Source organism: Microbacterium sp. W4I20, assembly GCF_030816505.1.
Classification (GTDB): domain Bacteria; phylum Actinomycetota; class Actinomycetes; order Actinomycetales; family Microbacteriaceae; genus Microbacterium.
In genome coordinates, this window is the sequence record NZ_JAUSYB010000001.1 from 2,716,758 (window position 1) to 2,740,387 (window position 23,630).

At 69.1% G+C, this 23,630-nt stretch carries 25 protein-coding genes; 17 read left to right on the forward strand and 8 right to left on the reverse strand.

Going from position 1 to position 23,630, the window contains the following annotated elements:
* The first annotated feature begins 9 nt into the window (after window positions 1–9).
* Window positions 10–438, forward strand: coding sequence for a DUF2000 domain-containing protein (locus QFZ21_RS13230; RefSeq protein WP_307378559.1), 429 nt, complete (start codon window positions 10–12; stop codon window positions 436–438).
* Window positions 439–476: 38 nt separating this feature from the next.
* Here the strand turns inward: QFZ21_RS13230 and QFZ21_RS13235 are convergent, their stop codons facing one another.
* Complete coding sequence (locus tag QFZ21_RS13235; protein ID WP_307378562.1) at window positions 477–854, reverse strand: MerR family transcriptional regulator; 378 nt, start codon at window positions 852–854, stop codon at window positions 477–479.
* Between the two features lie 115 nt (window positions 855–969).
* Here QFZ21_RS13235 and QFZ21_RS13240 point away from each other — a divergent pair, with 115 nt between their 5' ends.
* Complete coding sequence (locus tag QFZ21_RS13240; RefSeq protein WP_307378564.1) at window positions 970–1,695, forward strand: SDR family oxidoreductase; 726 nt, start codon at window positions 970–972, stop codon at window positions 1,693–1,695.
* Window positions 1,696–1,755: 60 nt separating this feature from the next.
* On the forward strand, window positions 1,756–4,146 hold the full coding sequence (locus tag QFZ21_RS13245) for a glycoside hydrolase family 65 protein (RefSeq protein WP_307378566.1): 2,391 nt from the start codon (window positions 1,756–1,758) through the stop codon (window positions 4,144–4,146).
* A gap of 19 nt (window positions 4,147–4,165) precedes the next feature.
* Here the strand turns inward: QFZ21_RS13245 and QFZ21_RS13250 are convergent, their stop codons facing one another.
* The 3 genes from QFZ21_RS13250 to QFZ21_RS13260 are packed head-to-tail and all read right to left on the reverse strand — an operon-like array spanning window position 4,166 to window position 5,957.
* Window positions 4,166–4,978, reverse strand: coding sequence for a DUF1206 domain-containing protein (locus QFZ21_RS13250; protein ID WP_307378568.1), 813 nt, complete (start codon window positions 4,976–4,978; stop codon window positions 4,166–4,168).
* Entirely contained in the window at window positions 4,975–5,661 is a 687-nt protein-coding gene (locus QFZ21_RS13255) for a phosphatase PAP2 family protein (RefSeq protein ID WP_307378570.1), read from the reverse strand. The genes QFZ21_RS13250 and QFZ21_RS13255 overlap by 4 nt, the downstream gene beginning before the upstream one ends.
* A 35-nt stretch (window positions 5,662–5,696) precedes the next feature.
* Window positions 5,697–5,957, reverse strand: coding sequence for a DUF6458 family protein (locus tag QFZ21_RS13260; protein WP_307378571.1), 261 nt, complete (start codon window positions 5,955–5,957; stop codon window positions 5,697–5,699).
* A 117-nt stretch (window positions 5,958–6,074) separates the two neighbouring features.
* On the opposite strand from QFZ21_RS13260, the gene QFZ21_RS13265 reads away from it, so the two are divergent.
* Window positions 6,075–6,737, forward strand: a complete 663-nt coding sequence (locus QFZ21_RS13265) for a helix-turn-helix domain-containing protein (protein WP_307378573.1) — start codon at window positions 6,075–6,077, stop codon at window positions 6,735–6,737.
* A gap of 27 nt (window positions 6,738–6,764) precedes the next feature.
* Here QFZ21_RS13265 and QFZ21_RS13270 read toward each other — a convergent pair whose 3' ends face one another.
* Complete coding sequence (locus QFZ21_RS13270) at window positions 6,765–7,469, reverse strand: spermidine synthase (RefSeq protein WP_307378575.1); 705 nt, start codon at window positions 7,467–7,469, stop codon at window positions 6,765–6,767.
* Between the two features lie 44 nt (window positions 7,470–7,513).
* A complete protein-coding gene (locus tag QFZ21_RS13275; RefSeq protein ID WP_307378577.1) occupies window positions 7,514–8,107 on the reverse strand; it encodes a TetR/AcrR family transcriptional regulator in 594 nt (197 codons plus the stop codon).
* A gap of 33 nt (window positions 8,108–8,140) precedes the next feature.
* Here QFZ21_RS13275 and QFZ21_RS13280 point away from each other — a divergent pair, with 33 nt between their 5' ends.
* Both QFZ21_RS13280 and QFZ21_RS13285 read left to right on the forward strand, forming a co-directional pair.
* A complete protein-coding gene (locus QFZ21_RS13280; protein WP_307378580.1) occupies window positions 8,141–9,097 on the forward strand; it encodes a DMT family transporter in 957 nt (318 codons plus the stop codon).
* Between the two features lie 271 nt (window positions 9,098–9,368).
* Window positions 9,369–9,848, forward strand: a complete 480-nt coding sequence (locus tag QFZ21_RS13285; protein ID WP_307378583.1) for a hypothetical protein — start codon at window positions 9,369–9,371, stop codon at window positions 9,846–9,848.
* A gap of 9 nt (window positions 9,849–9,857) precedes the next feature.
* On the opposite strand, the gene QFZ21_RS13290 is transcribed toward QFZ21_RS13285, so the two are convergent.
* Window positions 9,858–10,085: an RNA-binding S4 domain-containing protein gene (locus QFZ21_RS13290; RefSeq protein WP_307378586.1), complete on the reverse strand. Its 228-nt coding sequence runs from the start codon at window positions 10,083–10,085 to the stop codon at window positions 9,858–9,860.
* A gap of 115 nt (window positions 10,086–10,200) precedes the next feature.
* On the opposite strand from QFZ21_RS13290, the gene QFZ21_RS13295 reads away from it, so the two are divergent.
* The 3 genes from QFZ21_RS13295 to QFZ21_RS13305 all read left to right on the forward strand — a co-directional run bounded on the left by QFZ21_RS13295 (window position 10,201) and on the right by QFZ21_RS13305 (window position 13,612).
* Window positions 10,201–10,767: a cupin domain-containing protein gene (locus QFZ21_RS13295; RefSeq protein ID WP_307378588.1), complete on the forward strand. Its 567-nt coding sequence runs from the start codon at window positions 10,201–10,203 to the stop codon at window positions 10,765–10,767.
* Between the two features lie 88 nt (window positions 10,768–10,855).
* The gene (locus tag QFZ21_RS13300) at window positions 10,856–12,223 is read left to right on the forward strand and encodes an amidohydrolase family protein (protein ID WP_307378590.1); all 1,368 of its coding nucleotides are present in this window, start codon (window positions 10,856–10,858) and stop codon (window positions 12,221–12,223) included.
* A gap of 63 nt (window positions 12,224–12,286) precedes the next feature.
* On the forward strand, window positions 12,287–13,612 hold the full coding sequence (locus QFZ21_RS13305) for an MFS transporter (protein WP_307378592.1): 1,326 nt from the start codon (window positions 12,287–12,289) through the stop codon (window positions 13,610–13,612).
* A 50-nt stretch (window positions 13,613–13,662) separates the two neighbouring features.
* Here QFZ21_RS13305 and QFZ21_RS13310 read toward each other — a convergent pair whose 3' ends face one another.
* Window positions 13,663–14,814, reverse strand: a complete 1,152-nt coding sequence (locus tag QFZ21_RS13310) for an ROK family transcriptional regulator (protein ID WP_307378593.1) — start codon at window positions 14,812–14,814, stop codon at window positions 13,663–13,665.
* 145 nt (window positions 14,815–14,959) lie between these two features.
* On the opposite strand from QFZ21_RS13310, the gene QFZ21_RS13315 reads away from it, so the two are divergent.
* Genes QFZ21_RS13315 through QFZ21_RS13350 form a run of 8 tightly spaced genes read left to right on the forward strand, consistent with a single transcriptional unit; the run spans window position 14,960 to window position 23,597 of the window.
* The gene (locus QFZ21_RS13315; protein WP_307378595.1) at window positions 14,960–16,363 is read left to right on the forward strand and encodes an ABC transporter substrate-binding protein; all 1,404 of its coding nucleotides are present in this window, start codon (window positions 14,960–14,962) and stop codon (window positions 16,361–16,363) included.
* A complete protein-coding gene (locus tag QFZ21_RS13320) occupies window positions 16,360–17,388 on the forward strand; it encodes a carbohydrate ABC transporter permease (protein ID WP_307378597.1) in 1,029 nt (342 codons plus the stop codon). The genes QFZ21_RS13315 and QFZ21_RS13320 overlap by 4 nt, the downstream gene beginning before the upstream one ends.
* A complete protein-coding gene (locus QFZ21_RS13325) occupies window positions 17,385–18,305 on the forward strand; it encodes a carbohydrate ABC transporter permease (protein ID WP_307378600.1) in 921 nt (306 codons plus the stop codon). Before QFZ21_RS13320 ends, QFZ21_RS13325 begins: the two co-directional genes overlap by 4 nt.
* 34 nt (window positions 18,306–18,339) lie before the next feature.
* On the forward strand, window positions 18,340–19,398 hold the full coding sequence (locus QFZ21_RS13330; RefSeq protein WP_307378601.1) for a zinc-binding alcohol dehydrogenase: 1,059 nt from the start codon (window positions 18,340–18,342) through the stop codon (window positions 19,396–19,398).
* A complete protein-coding gene (locus QFZ21_RS13335; RefSeq protein ID WP_307378603.1) occupies window positions 19,395–19,871 on the forward strand; it encodes a Gfo/Idh/MocA family protein in 477 nt (158 codons plus the stop codon). Before QFZ21_RS13330 ends, QFZ21_RS13335 begins: the two co-directional genes overlap by 4 nt.
* Entirely contained in the window at window positions 19,781–20,527 is a 747-nt protein-coding gene (locus QFZ21_RS13340; protein ID WP_307378604.1) for a Gfo/Idh/MocA family protein, read from the forward strand. Before QFZ21_RS13335 ends, QFZ21_RS13340 begins: the two co-directional genes overlap by 91 nt.
* Window positions 20,524–21,897 carry a glycoside hydrolase family 36 protein gene (locus QFZ21_RS13345; RefSeq protein ID WP_307378606.1) on the forward strand — a complete coding sequence of 458 codons (1,374 nt, stop codon included), beginning with the start codon at window positions 20,524–20,526 and terminating at the stop codon, window positions 21,895–21,897. The genes QFZ21_RS13340 and QFZ21_RS13345 overlap by 4 nt, the downstream gene beginning before the upstream one ends.
* On the forward strand, window positions 21,894–23,597 hold the full coding sequence (locus tag QFZ21_RS13350; protein ID WP_307378611.1) for a sugar phosphorylase: 1,704 nt from the start codon (window positions 21,894–21,896) through the stop codon (window positions 23,595–23,597). The genes QFZ21_RS13345 and QFZ21_RS13350 overlap by 4 nt, the downstream gene beginning before the upstream one ends.
* Window positions 23,598–23,630 lie beyond the last annotated feature (33 nt).

The window sequence follows — 23,630 nt, forward strand, 5'->3', positions numbered from 1 at the left end:
ACTGGCGCGATGACTGAATCGACGACTCCGTTCCGCTTCGACACCCGCGCCGTCGTGATCGTCCGCGATGACCTGGAGACCTGGCAGAAGCTGAATGTCACGGCCTTCCTGAGCACCGGGATCGCCGCCGACGCGAGCCTGCTCGGCGAGGTCTATCGCGACGCCGACGATACCGAGTACACGCCCATGTTGAGGGAGCCGATCATCGTCCGCGTCGCGCGGGCCGCCGAGCTGACAGCGATCCGCACTGCGGCGGTGAATCGCGGCCTGCGAACCGCGATCTACACCGCGGAGCTCTTCGCCACCACGCACGACGAGGCCAACCGGGCAGCGGTCGCGTCCGTCCCCGGTGACGCGCTGGACCTGGTCGGGCTCGCCGTGCACGGTGCGAAGAACGTCGTCGACCGGATCACGAAGCGCGCCGTCCTGCACCCGTGATCCGCCCGCCACCCTCGCGTCGACGGAGCCGTGCGGTCTCACGCGGGGTGGCGAAGGGCGGGGCAGTGTTCCGGCGTCGGGTGGTGCGCGATGTCGATGATGCGGTCCAGGGCATCGCGCGCGGCGACGAGACCGTCGATGGCTCCGCTGATGCGATCTCGTTCGGCGGCCAGCAGGGCGAAGGCTTCGGGGGAGCCGTGCCCGGTGTCGACGCACGGCAGGAGCTGCGTGATCGTGCGGCTCGGCACTCCGGCGGTGAAGAACTGCTGAACGAGCTGGACGCGTTCCACGGCCGTTGCGGGGTAGTCTCGCTGGCCGCTGGGCGTGCGCTCTGAGGTGAGGAGCCCCTGTTCCTCGTAGTAGCGAAGTGCTCTCGTGCTCACTCCGGCCTGGCGTGCGACCTCGCCGATCCGCATTCGTTGTCTCTCTTTCACCAGGTGACTTGACCTTGACGTCAACGTCAAGTCTTAGCGTAGTGGAGTCGGCCCGCTCGGGCCGCAGAATGCGCAATCCCCACGAACTAAGGAACTCATGAACGTCACTGACCAGATCGCCCTCGTGACCGGAGCGAACCGAGGCATCGGCCGCCAGTTCGTGCTCGAGCTGCTCGAGCGCGGCGCCGAGACCGTCTACGCGACAGCCCGCCGTCCCGAGACGCTCGATTTCGACGACCGGCGCGTGGTGCCGTTGAGGCTCGATCTGCTCGACCACGACTCGGTCGTCACCGCAGCCGGCGTAGCTCGGGATGTGACTCTCATCGTGAACAACGCCGGGATATCCACGGGCGCCGGCCTGGTGACCGGCGACCTGGGAGAGTTGCGCCGAGAGATGGACACCCACTTCTGGGGAACCCTCGACGTGATCCGCGAGTTCGCCCCCGTGCTCTCCGCCAACGGGGGCGGCGCGGTCGTCAACGTGCTCTCGGCGCTGTCGTGGTTCGCGTCTCCGGGAGCCGGAGGATACGCCGCAGCGAAGGCTGCTGCATGGAACATGACGAATGGCGTTCGCCTGGAGCTCGCCGGCCAGGGAACCCTCGTGCAGGGCGTGCTCCTCGGAGCCGCTGACACAGATCTGATGGCCGACTACGACGGGCACAAGATCGATCCTCGCGACGTGGCCCGCCGGTCACTCGACGGTCTGGCGTCCGGCTCGATCGAGGTGATCGTCGACGAGTGGACCGCGATGGTGAAGGCATCGCTCGCGGACGACCCCGCCGTGTTCTACGCCAAGATGACAGAGCTGCTCGGCGCTTCCTGAGAAGGCGGTGACGAGAACTCGTGTCAAGGGGTTCGAGACGGATGCCGATCGAACAGCAGGATGGGTGAGCGACGAGAGGAGCTCACGATGTTCGAGGTGGCACCGTGGGGCATCGCCCTCGACGGCGTGAAGGAGTCGCATCTCGCGCACGAGGAGTCGGTCTTCGGGTTGTCGAACGGGCACGTCGGCTGGCGAGCCAACCTCGACGAGGGCGATCCGCGCGGGGTGGCCGGGAGCTATCTGAACGGCGTGTTCGAGGAGCATCCGATGCCGTACGCCGAAGACGGCTATGGGTATCCGGACTGCGGACAGACCGTCATCAACGTGCAGAACGGGCAGATCATCCGCCTCACCGTCGACGACGAGCCGTTCGACGTAACCCGCGGCGAGCTCGTCCGGCACCGGCGCAGCCTCGACTTCCAGGACGGAACCCTGCATCGCGACGTCGAATGGATCTCGCCGACCGACCGCCGCGTGCGCATCGAATCGACCCGCATCGTCTCGTTCACGCACCGGTCGGTCGCGGCTGTCCGGTACCGGGTGCAGGCGGTCGATCAGGAGGTCGCGATCAGCATCCAGTCGGAGGTGCTGCCCAACGAGCCCCTTCCGATCACGCACGCCGATCCGCGCGTGCAGGAGCTGCTCACGAAGCCGCTGGTCGGCGTCGACTCGAACGTGATCGACACGGCCGCGACGCTCGTCCACCGCACGCGGAAGAGCGGACTCACGATCGCGGTGAGCAGCGACCACGTCGTCACCGCATCCGGAGCCACCGCCCCGACCGTGACCACCGAAGCCACCCACGAGCTCACCCGGACCACCGTGCGCGTCGTGCTCGCACCGGGGGAGCACGTCGAGGTGGTCAAGTTCGTCGGGCACGAGTGGTCCGCCACCGCGTCGGCCGCCACGCTGCGCGACCGGGCGGAGGTCGCCGCCGCGGATGCGAAGCGCGCGGGGTGGGACCGGCTCGTCGCCGAGCAGCGAGCACGCCTCGACGACTACTGGGCCTGCGCCGACGTGGAGGTCGACGGCGAGCCGCGGCTGCAGCAGGCGGTCCGGTACGCGCTGTTCCAGGTGTTCCAGGCATCCGTCCGCGCCGAGCTGCGCTCCGTCCCCGGCAAGGGGCTGACCGGCTCAGGCTATGAGGGGCACACCTTCTGGGACTTCGAGGCGTACGTGCTGCCCGTGCTCACGTCGACCGCCCCGCATGCGGCGGAGCAGGCGCTGCGCTGGCGGCACTCCACCCTCGATCACGCCCGGGAGCGCGCGGAGCACCTGCACCTCCGCGGCGCCGCATTCCCCTGGCGCACGATCGACGGCAGGGAGAGCTCCGGCTACTGGCCGGCCGGCACCGCCGCGTTCCATGTCAACGCCGACATCGCCGGCGCGGTGCTCCACTACGTCCGCGCCACCGGCGACCACGCGTTCGAGCGCGAGGTCGGCGTCGAGCTGCTCGTCGAGACCGCCCGGCTGTGGCTGTCTCTCGGCCGCTGGGATTGCGCCGGCGGCTTCCACATCGATGGGGTCACGGGGCCGGACGAGTACTCTGCGATCGCTGACGACAACATCTACACGAACCTCATGGCCCGGCAGAATCTGCGAGGGGCGGCGGATGCTGCGCGTCGTCATCCCGAGATCGCCGATGCGCTCGGCGCCGACGATGCCGAGCGTGAGAGCTGGCTGCAGGCGGCGGAGGCGATGACCGTCCTCTTCGACGAGGACCGCGGGGTGCATCCGCAGTCCGCCCGGTTCACGGACCAGCAGCGCTGGGCCTTCGCGAGCACGAGCCCGGACCAGTATCCGCTGCACTCTCACTTCCCCTACTTCGACCTGTACCGCAAGCAGGTGGTGAAACAGGCCGACCTGGTGCTCGCGCTGTTCTTCGCACACGAGGCGTTCACGGCCGAGCAGAAGGCGAGGGATTTCGCGTACTACGAGGAGGTCACCGTGCGCGACTCCTCGCTCTCCGCCGCGGCCCAGGCGGTGATCGCCGCCGAGGTCGGGCAGCTCGAACTCGCGTACGACTACCTCGGCGAGGCCGCCACGCTCGATCTCGACGACCTCCAGGGAGACACCGACGAGGGTCTGCACATCGCGGCGCTCGCCGGAGTGTGGACGGCCATCACCGCCGGGTTCGGGGGCATGCGCGACTCCGACGAGGGTTTGCGGTTCTCCCCGCGTCTGCCCGAGCGCCTGGGCCGGCTGTGCTTCGGGGTGCGCATCCACGGCCAGACCCTCCGGGTGGAGATCACGCCGTCGAAAGCGACCTACTCACTGAAGAGCGGATCGCCGCTGACCATCGGGCACTTCGCAGACGAGGTCGAACTCCGTGCCGGCGAGCCGGTCACTCGGGAGATCCCGGATCTGGCGGAGGCCGGTCCCCGGCCCGAGCAGCCGAAGGGCCGAGCACCGCGGGATGCCGCGGTGGCGTTCGCACGCTCCCGACGATGAGCCTCGTCCGGGCCTCGGCTCACATCCGCGCGTAGCGCGCGCGGGCGAAGCAGAACAGGCCGTAGAGCGCGAGACCGGCCCCGACGACCCAGAGGATGACGGCACCGAACGGGAGTCCGGCCAGTGCCCGCAGCGCAGCATCCAGTCCACCGGCGGTCTCGGGGTCGTGGGTGAGGGCGGCGACGACGAACAGGATCCCGGCGACCGCCACGGCGATCCCCTTCGCGATGTAACCCGCGACGCCGAACGCGATGATGCCCTTGCGTGCCGTCCCGGACGGAAGATCGAGGTGCTTCGTGAAGGCCTGGGTGACGCCGCGCACGATGAAGGCGACGCCGACGGCACCGACGATCAGGCCGACCAGCACCAGCAGAGCGACTCCCGCGGGTGCGGCGAGAAGTCGGGCGCTGAACGACTGCGAGGACTCCGAGGACTGCGACTGGCCGCCGAGCGCGTAGACCAGGGCGGTGGCCGCGATCGCGATGTAAGCGCCGGCCGTACCGAGGAACTTGATCCGGTGGCCCCACTTCTTCTTCGAGTCGGGATCGCGTTCGACCACGGCCTCGGCGATCTGCCACACCGCCAGGGCCAGCAGGCCGAGCACGATGACCCAGAGCAGAACGACTCCCGCCGGTGACTTCTGGATCTGCTCCAGGGCGCCACCCTGGTCGGCGTTCTCGCCGCCTCCGCCGGTCGCGATCGAGATGGCGATCGCCCCGATCAGGATGTGCAGGATGCCGAGGACCGCGTACCCGACGCGGGCGAGACCGCGGAAGGCCTTCGAGTCCTGCGCAGCCCGGGCGGTGGATGCTGCGGAGTTGCTGGAGTTCATGAGTTCGAGACGCCTTCTGTGAATGGTTCGGGGAGGGAGGAATCGGCGGCTCGGATCGCCCGGCGGTCGCGGGCTGCTTCGACGGCGATCCAGACGAGCGCGGCGACGGCGATGCCCTCGAGCATGCCCGCCACCACATCGCTGAGCCAATGCGCGTGGAGGTAGGTCCGGCTCCACATCATGATGAGCACCCAGGCGGCGCCGAGGAGCCACACGTACCAGCGGCGGAGCACGAGGCCGAGGATGACCACCATCGTCGTTGCGACGGCGGTGTGACCGGACGGGAACGATGTCGCGACACTCTCCGCGAGCGAATCCGCGGGGCGGGTGCGGCCGATCACCGCGGCCATCGTCGCACCGATCGCGACGACCACGACCAGGGCGATCGCCAGCGTCGCAGCATCCCACCGCCTCCGGCGCCAGACGAACAGGAGGATGACCAGCGCCCCGACCACGATCATGCCGATCGTGCCGCCGACGACGGCGGGCACCCATGCCACAACGACCCCGACGTCGGTGAGCGCGGCGAGCATCAGATCGTGCCACCAGATGTCGAGCGCGAGCGGCTCATGGCCGCCGAGCGCGACCACGGCGCGGAGCACGACGAACGCCACGCCCGCCGAGACTCCGACGACCGCGGCCGTCGCGCGAGTGCGCGGGGTCGAGACCTCGTCGTGGTTCACGGAAGCCTCACACGCGCCACCCGCTCCCTGCCCGTTCAGGCGATGGGATCGTTGTTACGGATGCTTCTCCGCGTGACCTGCTCGCCGGAGGCGGGGTCGACTGAAGTCCGTGCGACGGTCTCCGTCCGCCGGCTCCGCATGACGAGGACGAGGCTGATGAGGAACACCACGACCCCGGCGCCCATCAGGATGTAGCCGATCAGGTCGAGATCGACGATGCCGCCCGTGTCGACGTTGACGGCGAAGACGAGGATCGCTCCGATGACGAAGATGGCGATGCCGGTTCCGATACCCATGACTTCCCTGCCTTTCCGGGGCCGCACACGCGACCCGCAGCCCCCACGATAAGGTCAATGTCGATTGAGTCAACCCTCATGGACATACCCTCGCCGCGCGTGGTATGGATGAAGGTGATGACTGATCTGGAACGCCGCGCCGGCATCTTCGCCGCTCTCGCCGACCAGACGCGCCTGCGCATCGTCGATCTGCTGACGCTCGGCGATCTCTCATCGTCGGAGATCGGAGAGCAGCTCGCTCTGCGATCAAACTTGATCGCGCACCACCTCGGGGTGCTCGAGTCGGCTCACATCATCGCGCGGACCAGGTCGGAGTTCGATCGGCGCCGCAGCTACATCGGACTCCGGCCCGAGGTCTTCGACACACTCGCTCCGGCCAGCGTGTCACCACCCGATCGGGTGCTCTTCGTCTGCACCGCGAATTCCGCACGGTCGCAGATGGCAGAGGTGCTCTGGCGGAACAGCAGCGCGATCCCCGCGGCGTCGGCGGGGACGGCTCCGGCTGTCACGGTCAACCCGCAGGCGGTGCAGTCGGCCGCACGACACGGCCTCACCATCGACGTGGATCGTCATCCCCGCCATATCGATGACGTGCGCGCAGACGGAGACCTCATCATCACAGTCTGCGATGACGCGCACGAGCGACTGCTGAAGCGCGATGACCTGCACTGGTCGATCCGCGATCCGGCCAGGGTCGGAACGCCCGCCGCCTTCGACTCGGCGTGGGAGACGCTGGGCCGTCGCATCCGCGCTTTCTCTTCGCGCCTCGCCGTGGCGTGACGATCTGTCGTCACGGACGTGCGTGACTCAGCGTCGGATGCCGACGTAGACGGTGTTCGACGAGACCCCGCCGGTGAGGCGGTTGTCGAAGTCGACGACGTGTGCACGGCAGTCGTCGAAGACGGCGCCGAGGGTCGTCATGAACTCGTCGTCGGGCGGATCGTCCGACCAGAGCGCGAAGACGCCGCGGTCGGCGAGGTGCCGCGCGAGCGCGGTGAGACCCGCCTCGGTGTAGAGGTCGGCGTGGGAGGGGTCGAGGGTGTGGCGCGGCGAATGGTCGACGTCGAGCAGGATCGCGTCGTACCGCCGGGCGGTGTCGCCGGGTGCGGTGCGCACGACGGCGAAGAAGTCGTCGTGGGTGAGGGTGGTGCGCGCATCGCGGACGAGTGCGGGGGAGACCGGGAGGAGCTCCCGCTCGTGCCAGCCGATCACCGCGGGAAGTGCGTCGATCACCTCGAGCCTCTCGACGCGGGGGTCTGCGAGCGCGGTGACCGCCGTATATCCGAGCCCGAGCCCTCCGACGAGCACGCTCAGCCGGTCGCCGGTGGCCGCGGCGAGCCCCAGGGTGGCGAGCTCTTCCTCGGCGACCGTGAAGAGGCTCGACATCAGGTACTCGTCGCCGAGCTTCACCTCGTAGATCATCTCGCCCGTGGCAGGGTCGGCCCGGCGCCGGAGCATGAGCTCGCCCATCCGGGTCTCCTGCCAGTCGAGCTCTTCGAACCGTGCGATCATTCCGGTGCCTCTCGTCGACAGGCGTCCCACCCTACGCGCCCGCGCTACTGCTCCTGGTCGAGCAGCGCCTTCGCGACCCGTCGTGCCGAGGCGAACGGAGCCGCGAACGTCTCCATGCCCACGCTCACGATGGCGCCCTCATAGAGCAGCATCATCGCCTCCGCGGTCGTGCGCGGATCCTTCAGGCCGGCCTCGGCGCAGAGCTCCGCGAAGAGATCGAGCAGCCACACCTTCTGGCGCGACACCTCGGGGAACACCGGGTGTCCGTCGTGCCCGTCGCCGATCTCGGCGCGGGCGTTGATCGCGCTGCAGCCCTTGGGGCTGTTGTCGTCGGACCAGGATGCTGCGGCGTCGAAGACCGTGAGGATCCGCTCGATACCGGGCGTGGGAGTGCGGTCGAGCTCCTCGGCGAGGTGCCGGCGCCAGCGGGCATCGCGGTGCTGGAGGTACGCGACGACCAACGTCTCCTTGGAGCCGAACCGGTCGTAGAGCGTCTTCTTCGTGACGCCGGCCGCCTCGGCGATCGTGTCGACGCCCACGGCGTGGATGCCTCGCTCGTAGAACAACCGGGATGCCGCATCGAGGACGCGAGTGGCGCCGGGAGTCAGCGGAGCGAGTTCGGGGAGCGGGCCGGGCATGACCCGAGTATACCAACCTGTATAGTCGAGGGCATGAGTAAACAGATCGGTATACTTTCTGGACTCCTCACCGTGCTGGCCGCCGCCGCGTTCGTGGTGACGTGGAGTTCGGGATTCCTCATCGCCGCGATCGGCACCGTGGAGGCGCCACCGCTCACGATGCTCGTCTGGCGGTTCGTTCCCCTCGCCGCCGTGCCGCTGATCATCCTCTTCGCGACAGGCGCCGCTCGGACCGTCGCCCCCGCCGCTCTGCGTCGACAGGCCCTCATCGGACTCTTCTCGCAGTTCGGCTACTGCGCGGCGGTCTACGCCGCGATCGCCGCAGGCATCGCGACGGGCACGGTCGCGCTGATCGACGCCGTGCAGCCGCTCGTGGTCGCCGTGCTCGTCGGGCCGCTGCTCGGTCTGCGGGTGCGCGGCGCGCAGTGGGCGGGTCTCGTCGTGGGCGCCGTCGGCGTGCTGCTCGTCGTGCGGTCGCAGTTCGGGCAGTCCGATGCGCACCCGCTCGTGTACCTGCTCCTCGCCGCCGGGATGGGCAGCCTCATCGTCGGGACCTTCCTCCAGCGTCGCACGAACGTGCAGACCGGGGTGCTGTCGACCCTGACGATCCACGTCACCGTCTCGGCGGTCGCGCTCCTGGTGCTCGCCGCGGTGACCGGCACCCTCGTCCCTCCGGCATCCGTGACCTTCTGGATCACCGCCGCGCTCGCCGCCGTGTTCCCGACCTTGGCCGCCTACGGCCTCTACTGGTGGCTGCTGCGCCGCATCGGGATCACGGCGCTCAACGCGCTCCTCTTCCTCATCGCCCCTTTCACGGCGGTCGCCGGAGCCGTGATCCTCGGGGAGACCCTCACCGTCCTGACGCTGATCGGGTTCCTGCTCTGCGGGCTCGGGGTGGCGGCCGTGCTCGTGGTGGAGGCGCGGGCGGCCCGCGGCATCCGTCTTCACACAACGACCCCGGAGCGCGTGAACACCCCTTCGGTACGGTGAGTACGTGTCTGGGGACACGATCTGGGGCCGTTTACGGCGATGGCGATGCGAGCGTCTTGTGTCTGGGGACTGGGGAGTTCACTGACGATCGCATCGACCATGCCGCCCTGCGGCTGTCGGGACGGGCGGGCCGTTAACGGCCCGCCGCTCGACCGTGAAAGCGGCCTCACTAGCGTTGACCAGGTGTCTCGGATGAGAGACGCCCGGCGCCCGTCGTGAAACCCGCCATCCGACGCATCGCGCGGCCCGACGCCGAAGGAAGAACGCCCCCGTGCGTGAAGCAGCCCCGCACATCCTCGCGCTGACGGCGTCGATCCTGGCCGCCAGCGCTCTGACCGGATGTGCCGGGGGCGTCGCGGATGTGGCCTCCGAGACGGCACCCCTGCCGTCTCCCTTCTCGAGCGCGGCACCCGGCGTCGATCGGACCGACGTGCTCCTGGACACCGCCGAGCCCACCTCCGGTTCCGCCGACAGCGCGTACGATCCCGCGGACCGGGACGACGTGACCATCACGGAGTGCGCGAGGAACAGCGCCGGGTGGGCCGTGCGGGGCATCGCGGTCAACGACGGCGATGTCGCGAAGACCTACGACATCACCGCGTTCTTCCTCTCGGACGAAGCGACCTTCCTGCACACGGCCAGCACCGAGGTGCAGGTCGCGCCGGGCCGGACGGAACCGTGGTGGATCGAGGGGGACTTCGTCGCACCGGAGGCCACGCTGTGCGTGCTCACCGGTGTCGATGCGCGGTGAGTCGACCCGTCAGGGGCGGACGCGCACCGTGCGGCCCTCGAACCTCACCAGGTCGCCGTCGTGCAGCTGCCGGCCGCGCCGCCGGTCGATCTCGTCATTGACCGTGACGTAGCCATCGATGATGACCTCCTTGGCGTCGCCGCCGGAGTCGAGGAGGCCGGAGAACTTCAGGAACTGCCCGAGGCGGATCATCTCGCCGCCGATGGACACGTCGTCGATCGGATCCTTGCTGGTCATCCCTGAATGCTATCCGTCGAGGGCTCTGTCTCCTCGTCAGGAATCCCTTGACATGGGCTTCACTAAACAATAATGTTCAGTGCAGATAACGAAGCATGTTCAGTGAGGAACGCAGATGGATGACGATCGCAAGGCCCTGGGAGCAAGGATACGAGCTGTGCGCCGAAACCACCGGATCAGCATCCGGGGACTGGCGGAGACCGCCGACCTCAGCCCCGCGTCGATCAGTCAGATCGAGAACGGCAAAGCCAACGCGAGCTTCGACGCCCTGCGCCGGATCGCCTCTGCGCTGGGCCTGACATTCGCCGAGCTGTTCGACGCAGCCCAGCCCGCCACGGGGAGGGTGCTTCGGCGCGCCGAGAGGCCGCTGCTGCCGACAGAGGAAGGTGTTCGAAGCTACGGCATCACGAGGCCGCCGGTCGGCGAGGTCGATGTCGCCGTGTCCGAGTACCAGCCCGGGGCCTTCAGCGGCGGTCACGACTACACCCACGGGAACTCGCGCGAGGTGGTGATCATCCTTCGCGGTCGCTTCTCGTTCGAACTCGACGGCGAGGAGTTCCTCATGGAGCCGGGTGACAGTCTCGACTTCCGCACGAACGTCTCGCACATGATCACGAATGTCGGAGAGGAAGTGGGGGAGGCGCTCTGGGTCGTCAGCCCCCCGTCGACACCGCGTCAGTGAGCGGTCCGCCGCGACGCCGAATCCGGGCAGAACGCCCGGTCTGATCGATCACCAGCGGGCTCGGATCCGCTGAGAACAGGAATCACCGATGAGTACGTCAGTCATGCCCTTTTCCGCCCTCGCGCACGGACTCGAGATCACCGGCGTCGTCCCGGCGATCGACCACCACTCTCATGCCGCCTATGTGCGACCGGGGGAGAGGCTCGAGACCTTCGACGCGCTCGAGACGGAGGTCGTCGCCGGCTATGTCGAGTCGCGGATACCGGCGGATGCGTACCAGCAGTTCGTGCGATCGACGCGTGCCGGCGACCGCGAGTCCGCAGCGCGGGTGGCGACGCAGCACGGCATTCCCGAACTGCGCGAGGCCGCTCGCGACCTCTACCGGACGACGGCTTTCGCCCGTGCTCTGAGCCTGGGAACAGACGTCCTCTACGGCGCGAAACCTCGCGAGCAGCAGATCGAGACCGCCCGCGTTCGGCTCGACGACTACCGCGGCCTTTACGACGAAGCGCTCGCGGTGTCATCGACGCGAATGGTGCTGACCGATGTTCCCGAACTCGATCCCCGCGCCTGGCCCGCGGACCGATACCGCCAGATCGCGCGGATCGACCCCTATCTCTACCCGTTCGGTCACGACCCCTACGTCGGACGCGGATTCGATGCGCAGCGGTTCGCCGCCATCCTCTCGGAGAAGCTCGTGGTCGAGCTGGGCCAGGACGGGCGCGACGCGCCGCACGACACTTTGGACGACTACCGGGAGTTCGTCGTCCGGTCTCTTCGCCGACGCGTGGCCGATGGCGTCGTGGGCTTCAAGATCGTCTCTGCCTACCTTCGCACGCTGAACTTCGCCGCCGTCGATGTCGCCGACGCGCGCGCCGCCTATGATGCGCTGCGCTCTGCACCGGCCGATTCCGCTCATCCGATCGCTCGGAAGGAACTCAGCGACTATCTGGTGGGAGTGATCGCGCATCTCGCCGTCACTCTCGATCTTCCGGTGCAGATCCACTCCGGCATCGGGCACAGCGAACCCGGCCTGCGCATCGCCAACGCGAACCCGCTTCTGCTCGAGGAGTTCTTGAACACCCCCTCTCTCAACCGCCTTCGTGTGGTGCTCATCCACGGCGGCTATCCCTACGCATCACAACTCGGCGCGCTCGCGCACTCGCTGGGGAACGTCTACCTCGACTACTCCTGGATGCCGTATCTGCACTCCCACCTCACCGTGCGAGTGCTCCAGGAGTGGCTGGAGTTCCTCCCCGCCCACAAGGTCGCCTACGGCACGGACACCGCTCACCCCGAGATCCATGTGGGAGCGACGCTCCTGGCGCGGGAGGCACTGGAGGTCGTGCTCCAGCAGGGGCTCGCGGCGCGCATCTGGTCCGCCGCGCAGGCGTCGATGCTCGCCGAACGCGTCCTGGGCGGCAACGTCGCCGAGCTCTACGGAATCGCCCGCTGACTCCATCCGCCTCACCCTCACCCATCCGATCACCGTTCACACTGCGTCAAAGGAGACCCGAACATGAGCACCACCGGAACACCGCCCTCAGAAGCAGACACCGCACCGCCCACCGGATCACGGCCCAAGGTCACCGCCGTGACGGCGGCGCTGCTGGGCAATGTCATGGAGTACTTCGATTTCGTCGCGTACGGCCTCGTCGCGGTCGTCATCGGATCGCTGTTCTTCCCCAATGAGACCCCGGCGCTGTCGCTTCTCGCCTCGCTGGCGACGTTCGGGGTCGCCTTCCTCTTCCGTCCTATCGGAGCGGCCTTCTTCGGATCGCTGGGTGACCGTCGCGGACGCCGGATAGCCCTCTCGCTGAGCATCCTCGTGATGGGCATCTCGACTGCGATGATCGGTCTCCTGCCCACGTACGCGACGGTCGGCATCCTCGCGCCGATCCTGCTCGTGCTCGCCCGCTGCATCCAGGGCTTCTCCGTCGGCGGCGAGTTCGCCGGTGCCGCCACCTTCATCGTCGAGAACGCCCCCGCCAAGAGACGTGGCTTCTGGTCGAGTTGGCTCTCGATGTCGTCATCCGTGGGCACGATCCTCGCGAGCCTCGTCGTGCTGACCCTGCGCTCCACATTGCCCGCCGAGCAGTTCGAGGCATGGGGATGGCGAGTGCCGTTCCTGATGGCGCTTCCTCTGGCGCTCATCGGTCTCTACCTGCGGCGCCGCACCGAGGAGACCGCGGCTTTCAAGGAGCTCGTCAGGGCCGAGAAGGTCGCGAAGTCGCCGATCCGCACGCTGTTCCGCGAGAATCCGCGCGCGATCATCCTCGCGATCGCTCTCGCCTCGATGACCGGCATCACGTTCTACTACTTCAACACCTACTTCATCAACTATCTGGTGGCGACAGTCGAGCTGGATGCCACGCAGGCGACATTCATCGCCCTCTCCGCACAGCTCGTCTATGCGCCGATGTGCCTCGTGGTCGGACTGTTCAGCGACCGGTTCGGCCGACGGTGGATCATCCTGGGTGCGGTCATCGGCCTGGCGGTTCTCGCGGTGCCGATCTTCCTCCTGCTGAGTTCGCACAACCTGCTTCTCGCATTCTTCGGGCTGGCGATCTTCGCCGTACTCGCGGCGAGCCTCAGCGTGTCGGTGACGGTCACCCAGACCGAGCTCTTCCCCGCGGAGATCCGGATGACCGGGGTGGCGTTGGGCAACAACCTGGGCACCGCGCTCGTCGGCGGCACCAGCCCGTTCGTGGCGGCGGCACTCGTCACCGCGACCGGCACGGCCATCGCGCCGAGCTTCTACCTGATCGCCGTGTCCGCGGTCATGTTCGTGGTGATCGTCATCATGCTGCCGGAGACTCTGCGGCGGTCTACCACCGCACGGTAGGGCGCACGAAGCGGATGCCCGGTCGATTCCGAGGCATCCGCTTCGTCGCGTCAGGACCTGCTGAGGCTCGCGTTCACCGCCGCAGCCGAGTACTCCCGCTCGACCACCATCGCGGCGAGGCCGACGACGGTCGCCTTCTCGCCCAGCGTCGACTGGCTGATGCTCAGGTGGCGGGTGGCCCGGGGGAGTGAACGCGGATACAGGGTCTCGCGCACTCCGGCGAGCAGCGGCGGTGAGGCCAGCATGCCGCCGAGCACGACCTCGGACGGGTTGAGCAGCGAGACCACCGTGGCCACGACCTCGCCGATCATGCGACCGGCCTCCTGCGTGAGGTTCGCGGCATCCGGGTCGCCCTCGGCGAGGTAGGCGCCGACATCGGATGCCGATGCGGCGGGCTTGCCGAGTTCCGTCAGGGCCCGTGCGACGGCACGACCGGATGCTGCGGCGGCGAGGCATCCGCGCGCTCCGCACTGGCAGAGCAGGTCGCCGTGACCCGCGATCTTGATGTGGCCGATGTCGCCGGCGCCTCCGTCGGCGCCGCGGTAGACGCGTCCGCCGAGCACGATCCCGGTGCCGATGCCGGACGACACCTTGAGGAAGCAGAGCGAGCGGGAGCCCGGATGCGCGGCGCGCTGCTCGCCGAGGGCGGCGGCATCCGCGTCGTTGGAGACGAGCACCCGCACCCCGAGCGCGCTGTTCAGGTGGTCGGGGATCGGGTAGGCGTCCCACCCCGGCATGATCGGCGGCTGGCTCGGTCGGTCGGTGTCCGGGTCGACCGGGCCGGGGATGCTGAGCGCGATCGCGGCGACGTTCTCGCGGGCGATGCCGGCGCTGTCGAGCAGCCGTGCCGCGTGCTCGGCGATCGCGTTGAGCGTGGCATCCGGTCCGTCGGCGACGGCGACGTCGACGCGGTCCTCGGCGACCACGCGCCCGGCGAGATCGGTGAGGGCGACCGTGGTGTGCGTGGTGTCGACGCTCGCGGCGATCACGTGCGCGTGGGCCGTGTTGAACTCCAGGCGGCGTGACGGCCGGCCGGCGGCCACGCGCTCCGTGCCGGATTCGATGATGAGCCCGGCCTCGAGCAGGGCGTCGATGCGGGTGGCGACGGTCATCCGCGAGAGTCCGGTGACCTCGAGCACGTCGCCGCGCGTGAGGGCACGACGATCGCGGATCAGTTCGAGCACATCGCCGGGGCCGGACATCTCCACCTCCATCGGGGTCGGTCTCAGCATAATGCTTGACAGCTAGGCGAGTTATGCATAGCTTTTAGTCTTAATGAGGTCGAGCTCTCGACCGACCCCCCAAATCCCGAAGACCTGAACGACCTCGAGCGCAAGGAGGCGCATAGTGAAGACCCGTGCGAAAGCAGCAGCGGCAGCGTTGGCCATGGTGGGCGCCACGGCGCTCGTCCTCACCGGATGCACGAGCTCCGGAGACGACGGGGGCGGTGACGGCGGCGGCGAAGGCATCACCTTCTGGCTGCAGGAGGATCTGCCCGATCGCGTCGCCGCGACCCAGGAGATCGTCGACGCGTTCACCGAGGAGACCGGGATCGACGTCGAGCTGGTCTCGGTCGCCGAGGACCAGTTCGCCCAGCTCCTCACCTCCTCGGCGGCGGCGGGCGATCTGCCCGACGTGATCGGCGGCATCTCGCTCCCGCAGGTGCGGAGCCTCTCAGCCAACGAATTCGTCGACACGGATGCCGTGGCCGCGACGATCGACGCCCTCGATCCCTCGACGTTCTCGGAGAACGCCCTCACGCTGACCTCCGACGGCGACACCGCGCTCGCCGTGCCGAGCGAGTCGTGGACGCAGATGCTCTTCTACCGCACCGACCTCTTCGAGGCCGCCGGTCTCGACGCCCCCGACTCCTACGAGTCCATTCTCGAAGCCGCAAAGGAACTCGACTCGGACGACGTCGCCGGATTCGTCGGCGCCACTGCTCCGGGCGACGCGTTCACCGAGCAGACGTTCGAGCAGATCGCCCTCGGCAACGGCTGCGAGCTCGTGAACAAGGACGGCGATGTGGAGCTCGACTCCGACGCCTGCGTCAGCGCGTTCGAGTTCTACGGCGACCTGACCGAGAACTACTCGGTGCCGGGTGCGCAGGACGTCGACACCACCCGCGCGACCTACTTCGCCGGCGGCGCGGCCATGTTCATCTGGTCGAGCTTCGTGCTCGACGAGATGGCCGGGCTCCGTGAGGACGCCAAGCCCTCCTGCCCCGAGTGCGTCGCCGACCCCGCGTTCCTGGCGCAGAACACCGGCGTCGTGACCTCGATCGCCGGCCCCGACGGCGATGCTCCGGCACAGTTCGGCGAGATCACCTCCTGGACGATCACCGAGGGCTCGAACGCCGAGTCCGCCCAGTCGTTCATCGAGTACATGATGAGCGACGGCTACGAGCCGTGGATCGCGATCGCCCCCGAGGGCAAGGTGCCGGTGCGCACCGGCACCGCCGAGGAGCCGACGAAGTTCTCCGACCTGTGGGCGACCCTCCCGGCCGGCGTCGACACCAAGGCGCCGCTGTCGGACTTCTACACCCCCGAGGTGCTCGACGCCGTGGCATCCGGTCCGGAGGACCTCGCCCGCTGGGGCATCACGCAGGGGCAGGGCAGCCTGCTCGGTGCACTCCAGGGCGAGCTCCCCGTCTCCACCGCGGTCAGCGACGTCGCCCAGGGCGGCGACCCGGCGGATGCTGCAGCCACGGCCGCCGAGGCGGTGCGCTCGATCGGCGAGTCACTCAAGTGACCACCCTCGAGAACGGATCCGGGACCGGGGCGGCGAGCCCCGGTCCCGGCACCACCCCGCCGAAGGCGTCGCGCCCCGCTAAGCCGCGGCGGCGCTCGCGGCACAACCGCGAGGAGAACCGCGCGGGTCTGTTCCTCATCTCGCCGACGTTCATCATCATCCTCGTTGCGGTGGTGCTGCCGATCATCTGGGCGATCTCGCTCGCGTTCCAGGATGTGCGGCTGATCAACATCCGCGGCACCGGCATCATCGGCGAGTACACGCTCGACAACTTCGTCGACGTGCTGACCTCGCCCGGCTTCTTCAGCGCGCTGTGGACCACGATCGTCTACTCGGTCTGCGGCACCGCGCTCGCGATCGGCGTCGGCCTGATCGCTGCGCTCGCGCTCCGCAAGCCGTTCCGCGGCCGCGGGCTCGTCCGCGCCTCTCTCCTCCTGCCGTACGTCGCCCCGGTCGTGGCCGCCACCTTCGTGTGGTCGACCATGCTCAACCCGCAGTTCGGCATCGTCAACTGGTTCGGCCAGAACGTGCTCGGCTGGGAGGACCCGGTCGCGTTCCTCTCCGACCGCGCCCTGCCGGTGAACATCTTCGGGTGGGAGGTGGACCTGCCGATCGCCCTGATCACCGTCATCCTGTTCGAGGGGTGGCGATCGTTCCCCTTCGCCTTCCTGTTCCTCACCGCCCGCCTCGAGGCCGTGCCCGGCGTGCTCGACGAGGCCGCCCGTGTCGACGGCGCGACCCCGACCCAGCGGTTCCGGCACATCCTGCTGCCGCAGCTGCTCCCGACCATCGCCGTGCTGTGCGTGCTGCGCTTCATCTGGACGTTCAACAACTTCGACGACATCTACCTGCTCACGGGCGGCGGCGCCGGCACCGAGGTCGTCTCGGTCCGCGTGTTCGATCTGCTCACGGCGCGCGGCGACATCGGCGCCGCGGCGGCCCAGGCCCTCGTGCTCGCCGCGATCCTCGCCGTGCTCGTCGGCATCTACCTGAAGTTCTTCGGCAAGCAGGAGGAGCAGGCATGAGCGCGCAGACCACGACCGTGCGGTCGACGACCCGTGCGCCGCGGCGCGGAATGACGCGCGACAGCTTCGAGAACGGCCTGTTCCGCATTCTCCGGCCCATCGTGATCGTGCTGCTGCTGCTCGTCGCCGTCGTGCCGTTCTACTACATGGTCCTGCTGAGCTTCCGCTCGCTCGACTCGCTCGTGCAGAACCCCGGCGCGCTCTGGATCACGATCCAGGAGCTGGATTTCTCGACGTACCTGAAGGTGCTCGCCCCGGTGGATGCCGGCGGCCAGGGCTTCATCGTCTTCATGCGCAACTCGCTGCTCGTCGCGCTCGCGACGGTCGTGTTGACGCTGGCGGTGTCGATCCCGGGCTCCTATGCCGTCAGCCGCCTGGCGTTCTTCGGTCGTCGTCAGGTCTCGGCGCTCTTCCTCGCGGTGTACTTCTTCCCGGCGATCCTGCTGGCCGTGCCGCTCTTCGTGTTCTTCACGCAGATCGGGCTCCGCGGCTCGCTCGTCGGCCTGCTCCTGGTCTACGTCTCCCAGGTGGCCGCGGTGTCGATCTACACGCTCCGCAACTACTTCGCGACGATCCCGGTGTCGCTGGAGGAGGCGGCGGCGCTCGACGGCGCCAGCCGGTTCCAGATCATGCGCAAGGTCAGCATCCCGCTCGCGATGCCGGCGATCGTGTCGAACGGCCTGTTCATCTTCATGATCGCGTGGAACGAGTTCCTGTTCGCGCTGCTGTTCCTCATCGAGAAGCGGGACTCGTGGACGGTGTCGCTCGGGCTCTCGCAGCTCTCCGGCAGCATCGAGGTGCCGACGACCGTGCTCATGGCCGGCTCCGTCATCCTGACCCTGCCCATCATCCTGCTCTTCTTCGCATCGGAGCGGCTCCTCGTCGGGGGCCTCACCGCCGGTGCCGAGAAGGGCTGACCCCCCACCGACCCCGAAAGGAAGGCACACGCTCGTGCCCCACGTCGTGCAGTTCTCCGCCGTCCGCGAGGTGGAGCTCGTCGAGATCGAGGCGCAGCCTCTGACACCCGGCAGCGTCCGCATCTCCACCTGGTACTCCGGCATCTCCGCCGGCACCGAGTTGACCGCCTTCCGCGGCACCAACCCGTACCTGACCTCGACGTGGGATGCCGAGCGGCGGCTGTTCGTGCCGGGGGAGCCGAGCTTCGGCTACCCGGTCAGCGGCTGGGGCTACTCCGAGGTCGGCCAGGTCACGGAGGTCGCCGATGACGTGACCGATGTGCAGGTCGGCGATGTCGTGCACGGCATCTGGGGTCACCGCAGCGATGCCGTCGTGTCGGCGGCCGCAGTCGCGGGACGTATCGTTCCGGACGGCGTCGATCCCGTGCTCGGCACCTTCGCCCGCGTCGGCGCCATCGCGCTGAACGGGGTGCTCGCGGCCGATGTGCGCCTCGGCGAGCAGGTCGCGGTCTTCGGGCAGGGCGTGATCGGCCTGCTGGCCACGCGCCTCGCGACGCTGTCGGGCGGCCGGGTGCTCGCGGTCGACACCCTCGCGACGCGGCTCGCGATGGCGACGGCCTTCGGCGCGGTCCACGCGGTGGATGCTCTGCGCCCGGGGGGCGCGGGAGAGATGATCCGCGAGCTCACCGGCGGCGGGGCCGACAGCGCGATCGAGCTGTCGGGCACCGACCGGGCGCTGCACGAAGCCATCCGTTGCGTCGTGACCGAAGGGCTCGTCGCGGCATCCGGCTTCTATCAGGGCGGAGCATCGAACCTGCGTCTCGGCGAGGAATTCCACCACAACCGCGTGCGGATCGTCGCCAGCCAGATCTCGGGCGTGCCCGTCTCGCTCGGCGGCCGCTGGAACCAGGCCCGCCTGGTGCGCACCGTGATGGGTCTCATCTTCGCGGGGGAGGTGGATGCCGGAGCACTGGTGTCTGACATCGTGTCCGCGACCGACGTGGCCGGAGTCTTCGAGCGGCTGGACGCCGGTGACCCCGAGATCCTGCAGGCCGTGCTGCGCTTCGACGCGGCGCCGGAGCGGGTGCAGTGAACTCGGTGATTCCGGACGGGGACGTCCCCGCCTATCGGCCGACCTTCCCGGAGCATCGTCTCGGTGTCGGGATCGTCGGAGCGGGCGCCATCGCGCGCTCGGCGCACCTGCCCGCCTACCGGGAATGGGACGTGCCGGTCGTCGCCGTCACATCACGCACGGTTGCGGATGCGCAGGCGCTCGCCGCGGACTTCGGCATCGCGACCGTGCACGAGTCCCTTGAGTCCCTGCTCGCCGACCCGCGCGTCGAGGTGGTCGACCTGGCCACCGGGCCCGCCGGTCGTGTCGAACTGATCGCCGCCGCGGTCGCCGCGGGCAAGCACGTGCTCGCGCAGAAGCCGCTGGTCAGCGCGATGCGGCCGAGCTGCCGCGGCTGGCCGAGGTGCTCGAGGAGGCTCGCGCGAAGGGGCTCCGCGTCGCGGTCAACCAGAACGCGCGGTGGGCTCCGGCCTGGCGGCTCGCGACCCTGCTGATCCGCGAGGGGCGCATCGGCGACGTCGTCGGCGTCACACACCTGCATGACAAGCCGCTGCCTCCGCTGGTCGGCACTCCGTTCGACGACGTGCCGCACATGCTGCTGAACGACTACCTCGTGCACTGGATCGACATCACCCGGTGCTGGCTCGAGGGCTCGACGGTCGTGGCCGTCGCGGCATCCGATCATCGGGTTCCCGGCCAGTCCGACGAGGCCCGCAATCCCTGGGGCGCCGACCTGCGCATCGACGTGTCGACCGGCGCGAGCGCGTCGATCCGCATCGTCGGCAGCGCGGTGGCGTCAGCGGGCGGCTGCCCGTTCTGGATCCACGGAACGGAGGGCACGCTGCGCGGCAGCGTACTGCTCGGATCCGACCGCCTCACGCTCGATCGCGACGGCGAGACCACTGACTTCGCGCTGGAGGGCCAGTGGTTCACCGACGGCTTCGCCGGCACGATGGGCGAGCTGCAATCGGCGATCAGCGAGCAGCGCGAGCCGGAGAACGCGGCCGCGCACGTCTTCGCGACCGTGCGGACGACCATGGCCGCCGTCGAATCGGCGGAGCGCGGCGGGATGCCGGTGCACCCGGTCGACCTCGCACTGACGACAGCCAAGGAAACCCTGTCATCGCATCAGCAGAGTGGAGCAGCGTGACCGTCCTCGATGAGATCCCCGTCGGGCCGGACGCCCGGGTGTACGCCGAGGGGTGGCAGAGCTGGAGCCCGACGACCTGGTCGGCGCGGGGCGACGCCATCCACCGGCCAACCGAGCCGTGGCAGCACGCGATGCGCTTCCGGCCGGGCACGCCCGTCGCGGAGGACGCACTGCAGGGCGAGGGGCTGCTGGTCGTCGACCCCGGTGACGGCGGCGACGCCCGGGTGTTCGGCACGCTCGACGCGAGCCACGAGGTGCCCACGATCCGTGCGACCTGGCGCGGCGATACGGTGGTGGTGGAGACGGATGCCGACCCCCGGTCCCTGAGCCTTTCGAAGGGCCACGAGAACCCTGGGTCCCTGAGCCTGTCGAAGGGCCACGCCGATCCCCGGTCCCTGAGCTTGACGAAGGGTCGCTCCGCTCGCTCAGCGACCGGAACTGCCGCACTGGAATCGTTCGGAGCCCGCTTCGGCGCAGCATCCGGTGCCCGTCTCGGATGGGCCAGGCCGCGCGTGTGGTGCACGTGGTATCAGTACTTCGAAGAGGTGCACGCGTCCGATGTCATCGAGAACGTGCGAGCGATCGACCAATCGGGGCTCGAGGTCGACGTCGTCCAGATCGACGACGGCTGGAGCCTCGGCACCGGCGAGTGGACCGCGCCGAACCCGCGCTTCGGTTCGCTGCCCGACGCGGTGAGCGCGATCCTCGACAGCGGTCGCCGCGCGGGAATCTGGGCGGCGCCCTTCTCGGTCGGCGCGAATTCCACGGTGGCCCGCGAGCATCCGGACTGGGTGCTCGGCGACGCCGGACGCAACTGGGGCGACGACCTGCGCGGGCTCGACCTCACCCACCCCGGTGTGCGCGACTATCTCACCCGCGTGTTCAGCGACATCCGCGACCTGGGTATCGACTACGTCAAGCTCGACTTCCTCTACTCCGGCGCACTGCCGGGCCCCCGCCACGACGCGGATGCCACCCCGATCTCGGCCTACCGCTCGGGCCTCGAACTCATCCGCGAGGTGCTCGGCGACGACGCGTTCCTGCTCGGCTGTGGCGCCCCGATCCTGCCCAGCGTCGGACTCGTCGACGCGATGCGCGTCGCCGGCGACACGTTCCACGAGGGCGGGGAGGACGGATCGCAGGGCCTGCGTGGACAGATGTCGGTCGAGGCGCGCGAGTGGCAGCACGGCCGCCTCTGGACCAACGACCCCGACTGCCTGGTCGCCCGCCCCGAGTTCGCGCTGCGGGAGGAGTGGGCCGACGTCGTGATCGCCGCCCCCGGCATCCGCGGTTTCTCGGATCGCATCGGCGGACTCGACGCCCGAGGGATGGACCTCGTCCGCGCACTTCTGAAGGAGACACCCGCATGACCCCGCCGACCGGTCTGCAGGACCGCCTCGCCCCCCTCGTCGAGACGCTCTATCCGGATGCCGCGGCCGAGGTGCTCGCCGCGCTCCTCGACCTCGCCGAGACGTGGCGACCGCGGCTGACCGCCGTGCACCACGGGTCGGGCGCGACCGGGCCGGACGAGAGCACCGCGTACCTCATCACCTACGGCGACTCGTTCCGCCGCCCGGGCGAGACCCCGCTGCACACGCTGGCCGGGGTGCTGCGCGACCACATCGGCGACGTGATCAGCGACGTGCATCTGCTGCCCATCTATCCGTGGACCTCGGATGACGGCTTCGGCGTCGTCGACCACCGCCAGGTGAACCCGGCGCTCGGCACCTGGGACGACATCACCGACCTCCGCGACGAGTACGCCCTCGCGCTCGACTTCGTCGCCAACCACATCTCGAGCTCGTCCCCGTGGTTCCAGGCCTGGCTCGCGCGCGACGAGCGCTACGCCGGGTACTTCCTCGACCCCGCTCCCGACTTCGACGTCTCGCACGTGGTGCGTCCGCGAGTGACACCGCTGGTGCACGAGTACACGCGGCCCGATGGCACCACCGCGCGCGCCTGGACGACCTTCGGACCCGACCAGATCGACGTCGACCCGAGCACCCCGGCCGTACTCCTCGACCTCACCGACATCCTGCTCGGCTACCTCGCGCACGGCGCCACGACCGTGCGTCTCGACGCGATCGGCTACCTGTGGAAGCAGTCGGGCACCACCTGCATCCATCTACCGCAGACGCACGACATCATCCGCATCTGGCGGATCCTGGTCGACGACCTGGCCCCCGGCACCCTGCTGCTCACCGAGACGAATGTGCCGCACGCCGACAACATCACGTACTTCGGCGACGGCAGCGACGAAGCGCACATGGTCTACCAGTTCGCGCTGCCGCCGCTCGTGCTGCATGCGTTCGTGACGGGTCGCGCGAGTGCTCTCGCCGAATGGGCGAGCCAGGTCGGGCCGGTCAGCGACACCGCCACCTGGTTCAACTTCCTCGCGAGTCACGACGGCATCGGCCTGCGTCCGACCGAGGGGCTGCTGACGGATGCCGATCGCGCGCTGCTCGTCGAACGGACGCTCGCCCGCGGCGGACGCGTGTCGATGGCCAGGCGGCCCGACGGCAGCGAGGGCGTCTACGAGCTCAACACCAACTTCCTCGAGGCGCTCGTCGATCCCGCCGACCCGGACCCGGATGCGTCGGCCGTGCAGCGCGGCCTCGCGGCCCACGCCATCCTGCTGTCACTCGTCGGCGTGCCCGCGATCTATCACCACTCGCTGCTCGGGTCGCAGCAGGATCATCAGGGCGTGCAGGACAGCGACATCGCCCGGCGCATCAACCGCGAGGTGCTCGACGCCGACCGGCTGCACGAAGAATTGCAGCAGCCGGGCCGTCGATCCGGGATGCTCGAGGGCGTGCGCGCGATGCTCGCCGTGCGCCGTGGTGTCGCCGCATTCTCGCCGTTCGCCACGCAGGAGGTCGAGTTCCTCGACGAGCGCGTGCTCGTGGTCCGGCGAGCGGCCGGATCGGCCCACGAGGTCGTCGCGGCCGTGAACGTCAGCGACGAGGCGGTCGAGCTGGCATCGCTCAGCGGCACCGACCTGCTGACGGGTGCGCGCCACGACGGTCTCGTGCTCGCACCGTTCGGGTACGTCTGGCTCGCGGCGAACTGACGGACGGGCGTGCCCCGAAAGAGAACAGCCGCC

Coding starts and splice junctions, on each gene's coding strand:
- QFZ21_RS13270 (WP_307378575.1), bottom strand. CDS start 7,469: ATGATCGCACGGTTCGAAGAGCTCGACTGGCAGGAGACCCGGATGGGC.
- QFZ21_RS13310 (WP_307378593.1), bottom strand. CDS start 14,814: ATGTCCGGCCCCGGCGATGTGCTCGAACTGATCCGCGATCGTCGTGCC.
- QFZ21_RS13275 (WP_307378577.1), bottom strand. CDS start 8,107: ATGCCCGGCCCGCTCCCCGAACTCGCTCCGCTGACTCCCGGCGCCACT.
- QFZ21_RS13250 (WP_307378568.1), bottom strand. CDS start 4,978: ATGAACTCCAGCAACTCCGCAGCATCCACCGCCCGGGCTGCGCAGGAC.
- QFZ21_RS13290 (WP_307378586.1), bottom strand. CDS start 10,085: ATGACCAGCAAGGATCCGATCGACGACGTGTCCATCGGCGGCGAGATG.
- QFZ21_RS13260 (WP_307378571.1), bottom strand. CDS start 5,957: ATGGGTATCGGAACCGGCATCGCCATCTTCGTCATCGGAGCGATCCTC.
- QFZ21_RS13280 (WP_307378580.1), top strand. CDS start 8,141: ATGAGTAAACAGATCGGTATACTTTCTGGACTCCTCACCGTGCTGGCC.
- QFZ21_RS13305 (WP_307378592.1), top strand. CDS start 12,287: ATGAGCACCACCGGAACACCGCCCTCAGAAGCAGACACCGCACCGCCC.
- QFZ21_RS13295 (WP_307378588.1), top strand. CDS start 10,201: ATGGATGACGATCGCAAGGCCCTGGGAGCAAGGATACGAGCTGTGCGC.
- QFZ21_RS13230 (WP_307378559.1), top strand. CDS start 10: ATGACTGAATCGACGACTCCGTTCCGCTTCGACACCCGCGCCGTCGTG.
- QFZ21_RS13325 (WP_307378600.1), top strand. CDS start 17,385: ATGAGCGCGCAGACCACGACCGTGCGGTCGACGACCCGTGCGCCGCGG.
- QFZ21_RS13235 (WP_307378562.1), bottom strand. CDS start 854: ATGCGGATCGGCGAGGTCGCACGCCAGGCCGGAGTGAGCACGAGAGCA.
- QFZ21_RS13350 (WP_307378611.1), top strand. CDS start 21,894: ATGACCCCGCCGACCGGTCTGCAGGACCGCCTCGCCCCCCTCGTCGAG.
- QFZ21_RS13245 (WP_307378566.1), top strand. CDS start 1,756: ATGGGTGAGCGACGAGAGGAGCTCACGATGTTCGAGGTGGCACCGTGG.
- QFZ21_RS13240 (WP_307378564.1), top strand. CDS start 970: ATGAACGTCACTGACCAGATCGCCCTCGTGACCGGAGCGAACCGAGGC.
- QFZ21_RS13265 (WP_307378573.1), top strand. CDS start 6,075: ATGACTGATCTGGAACGCCGCGCCGGCATCTTCGCCGCTCTCGCCGAC.
- QFZ21_RS13300 (WP_307378590.1), top strand. CDS start 10,856: ATGAGTACGTCAGTCATGCCCTTTTCCGCCCTCGCGCACGGACTCGAG.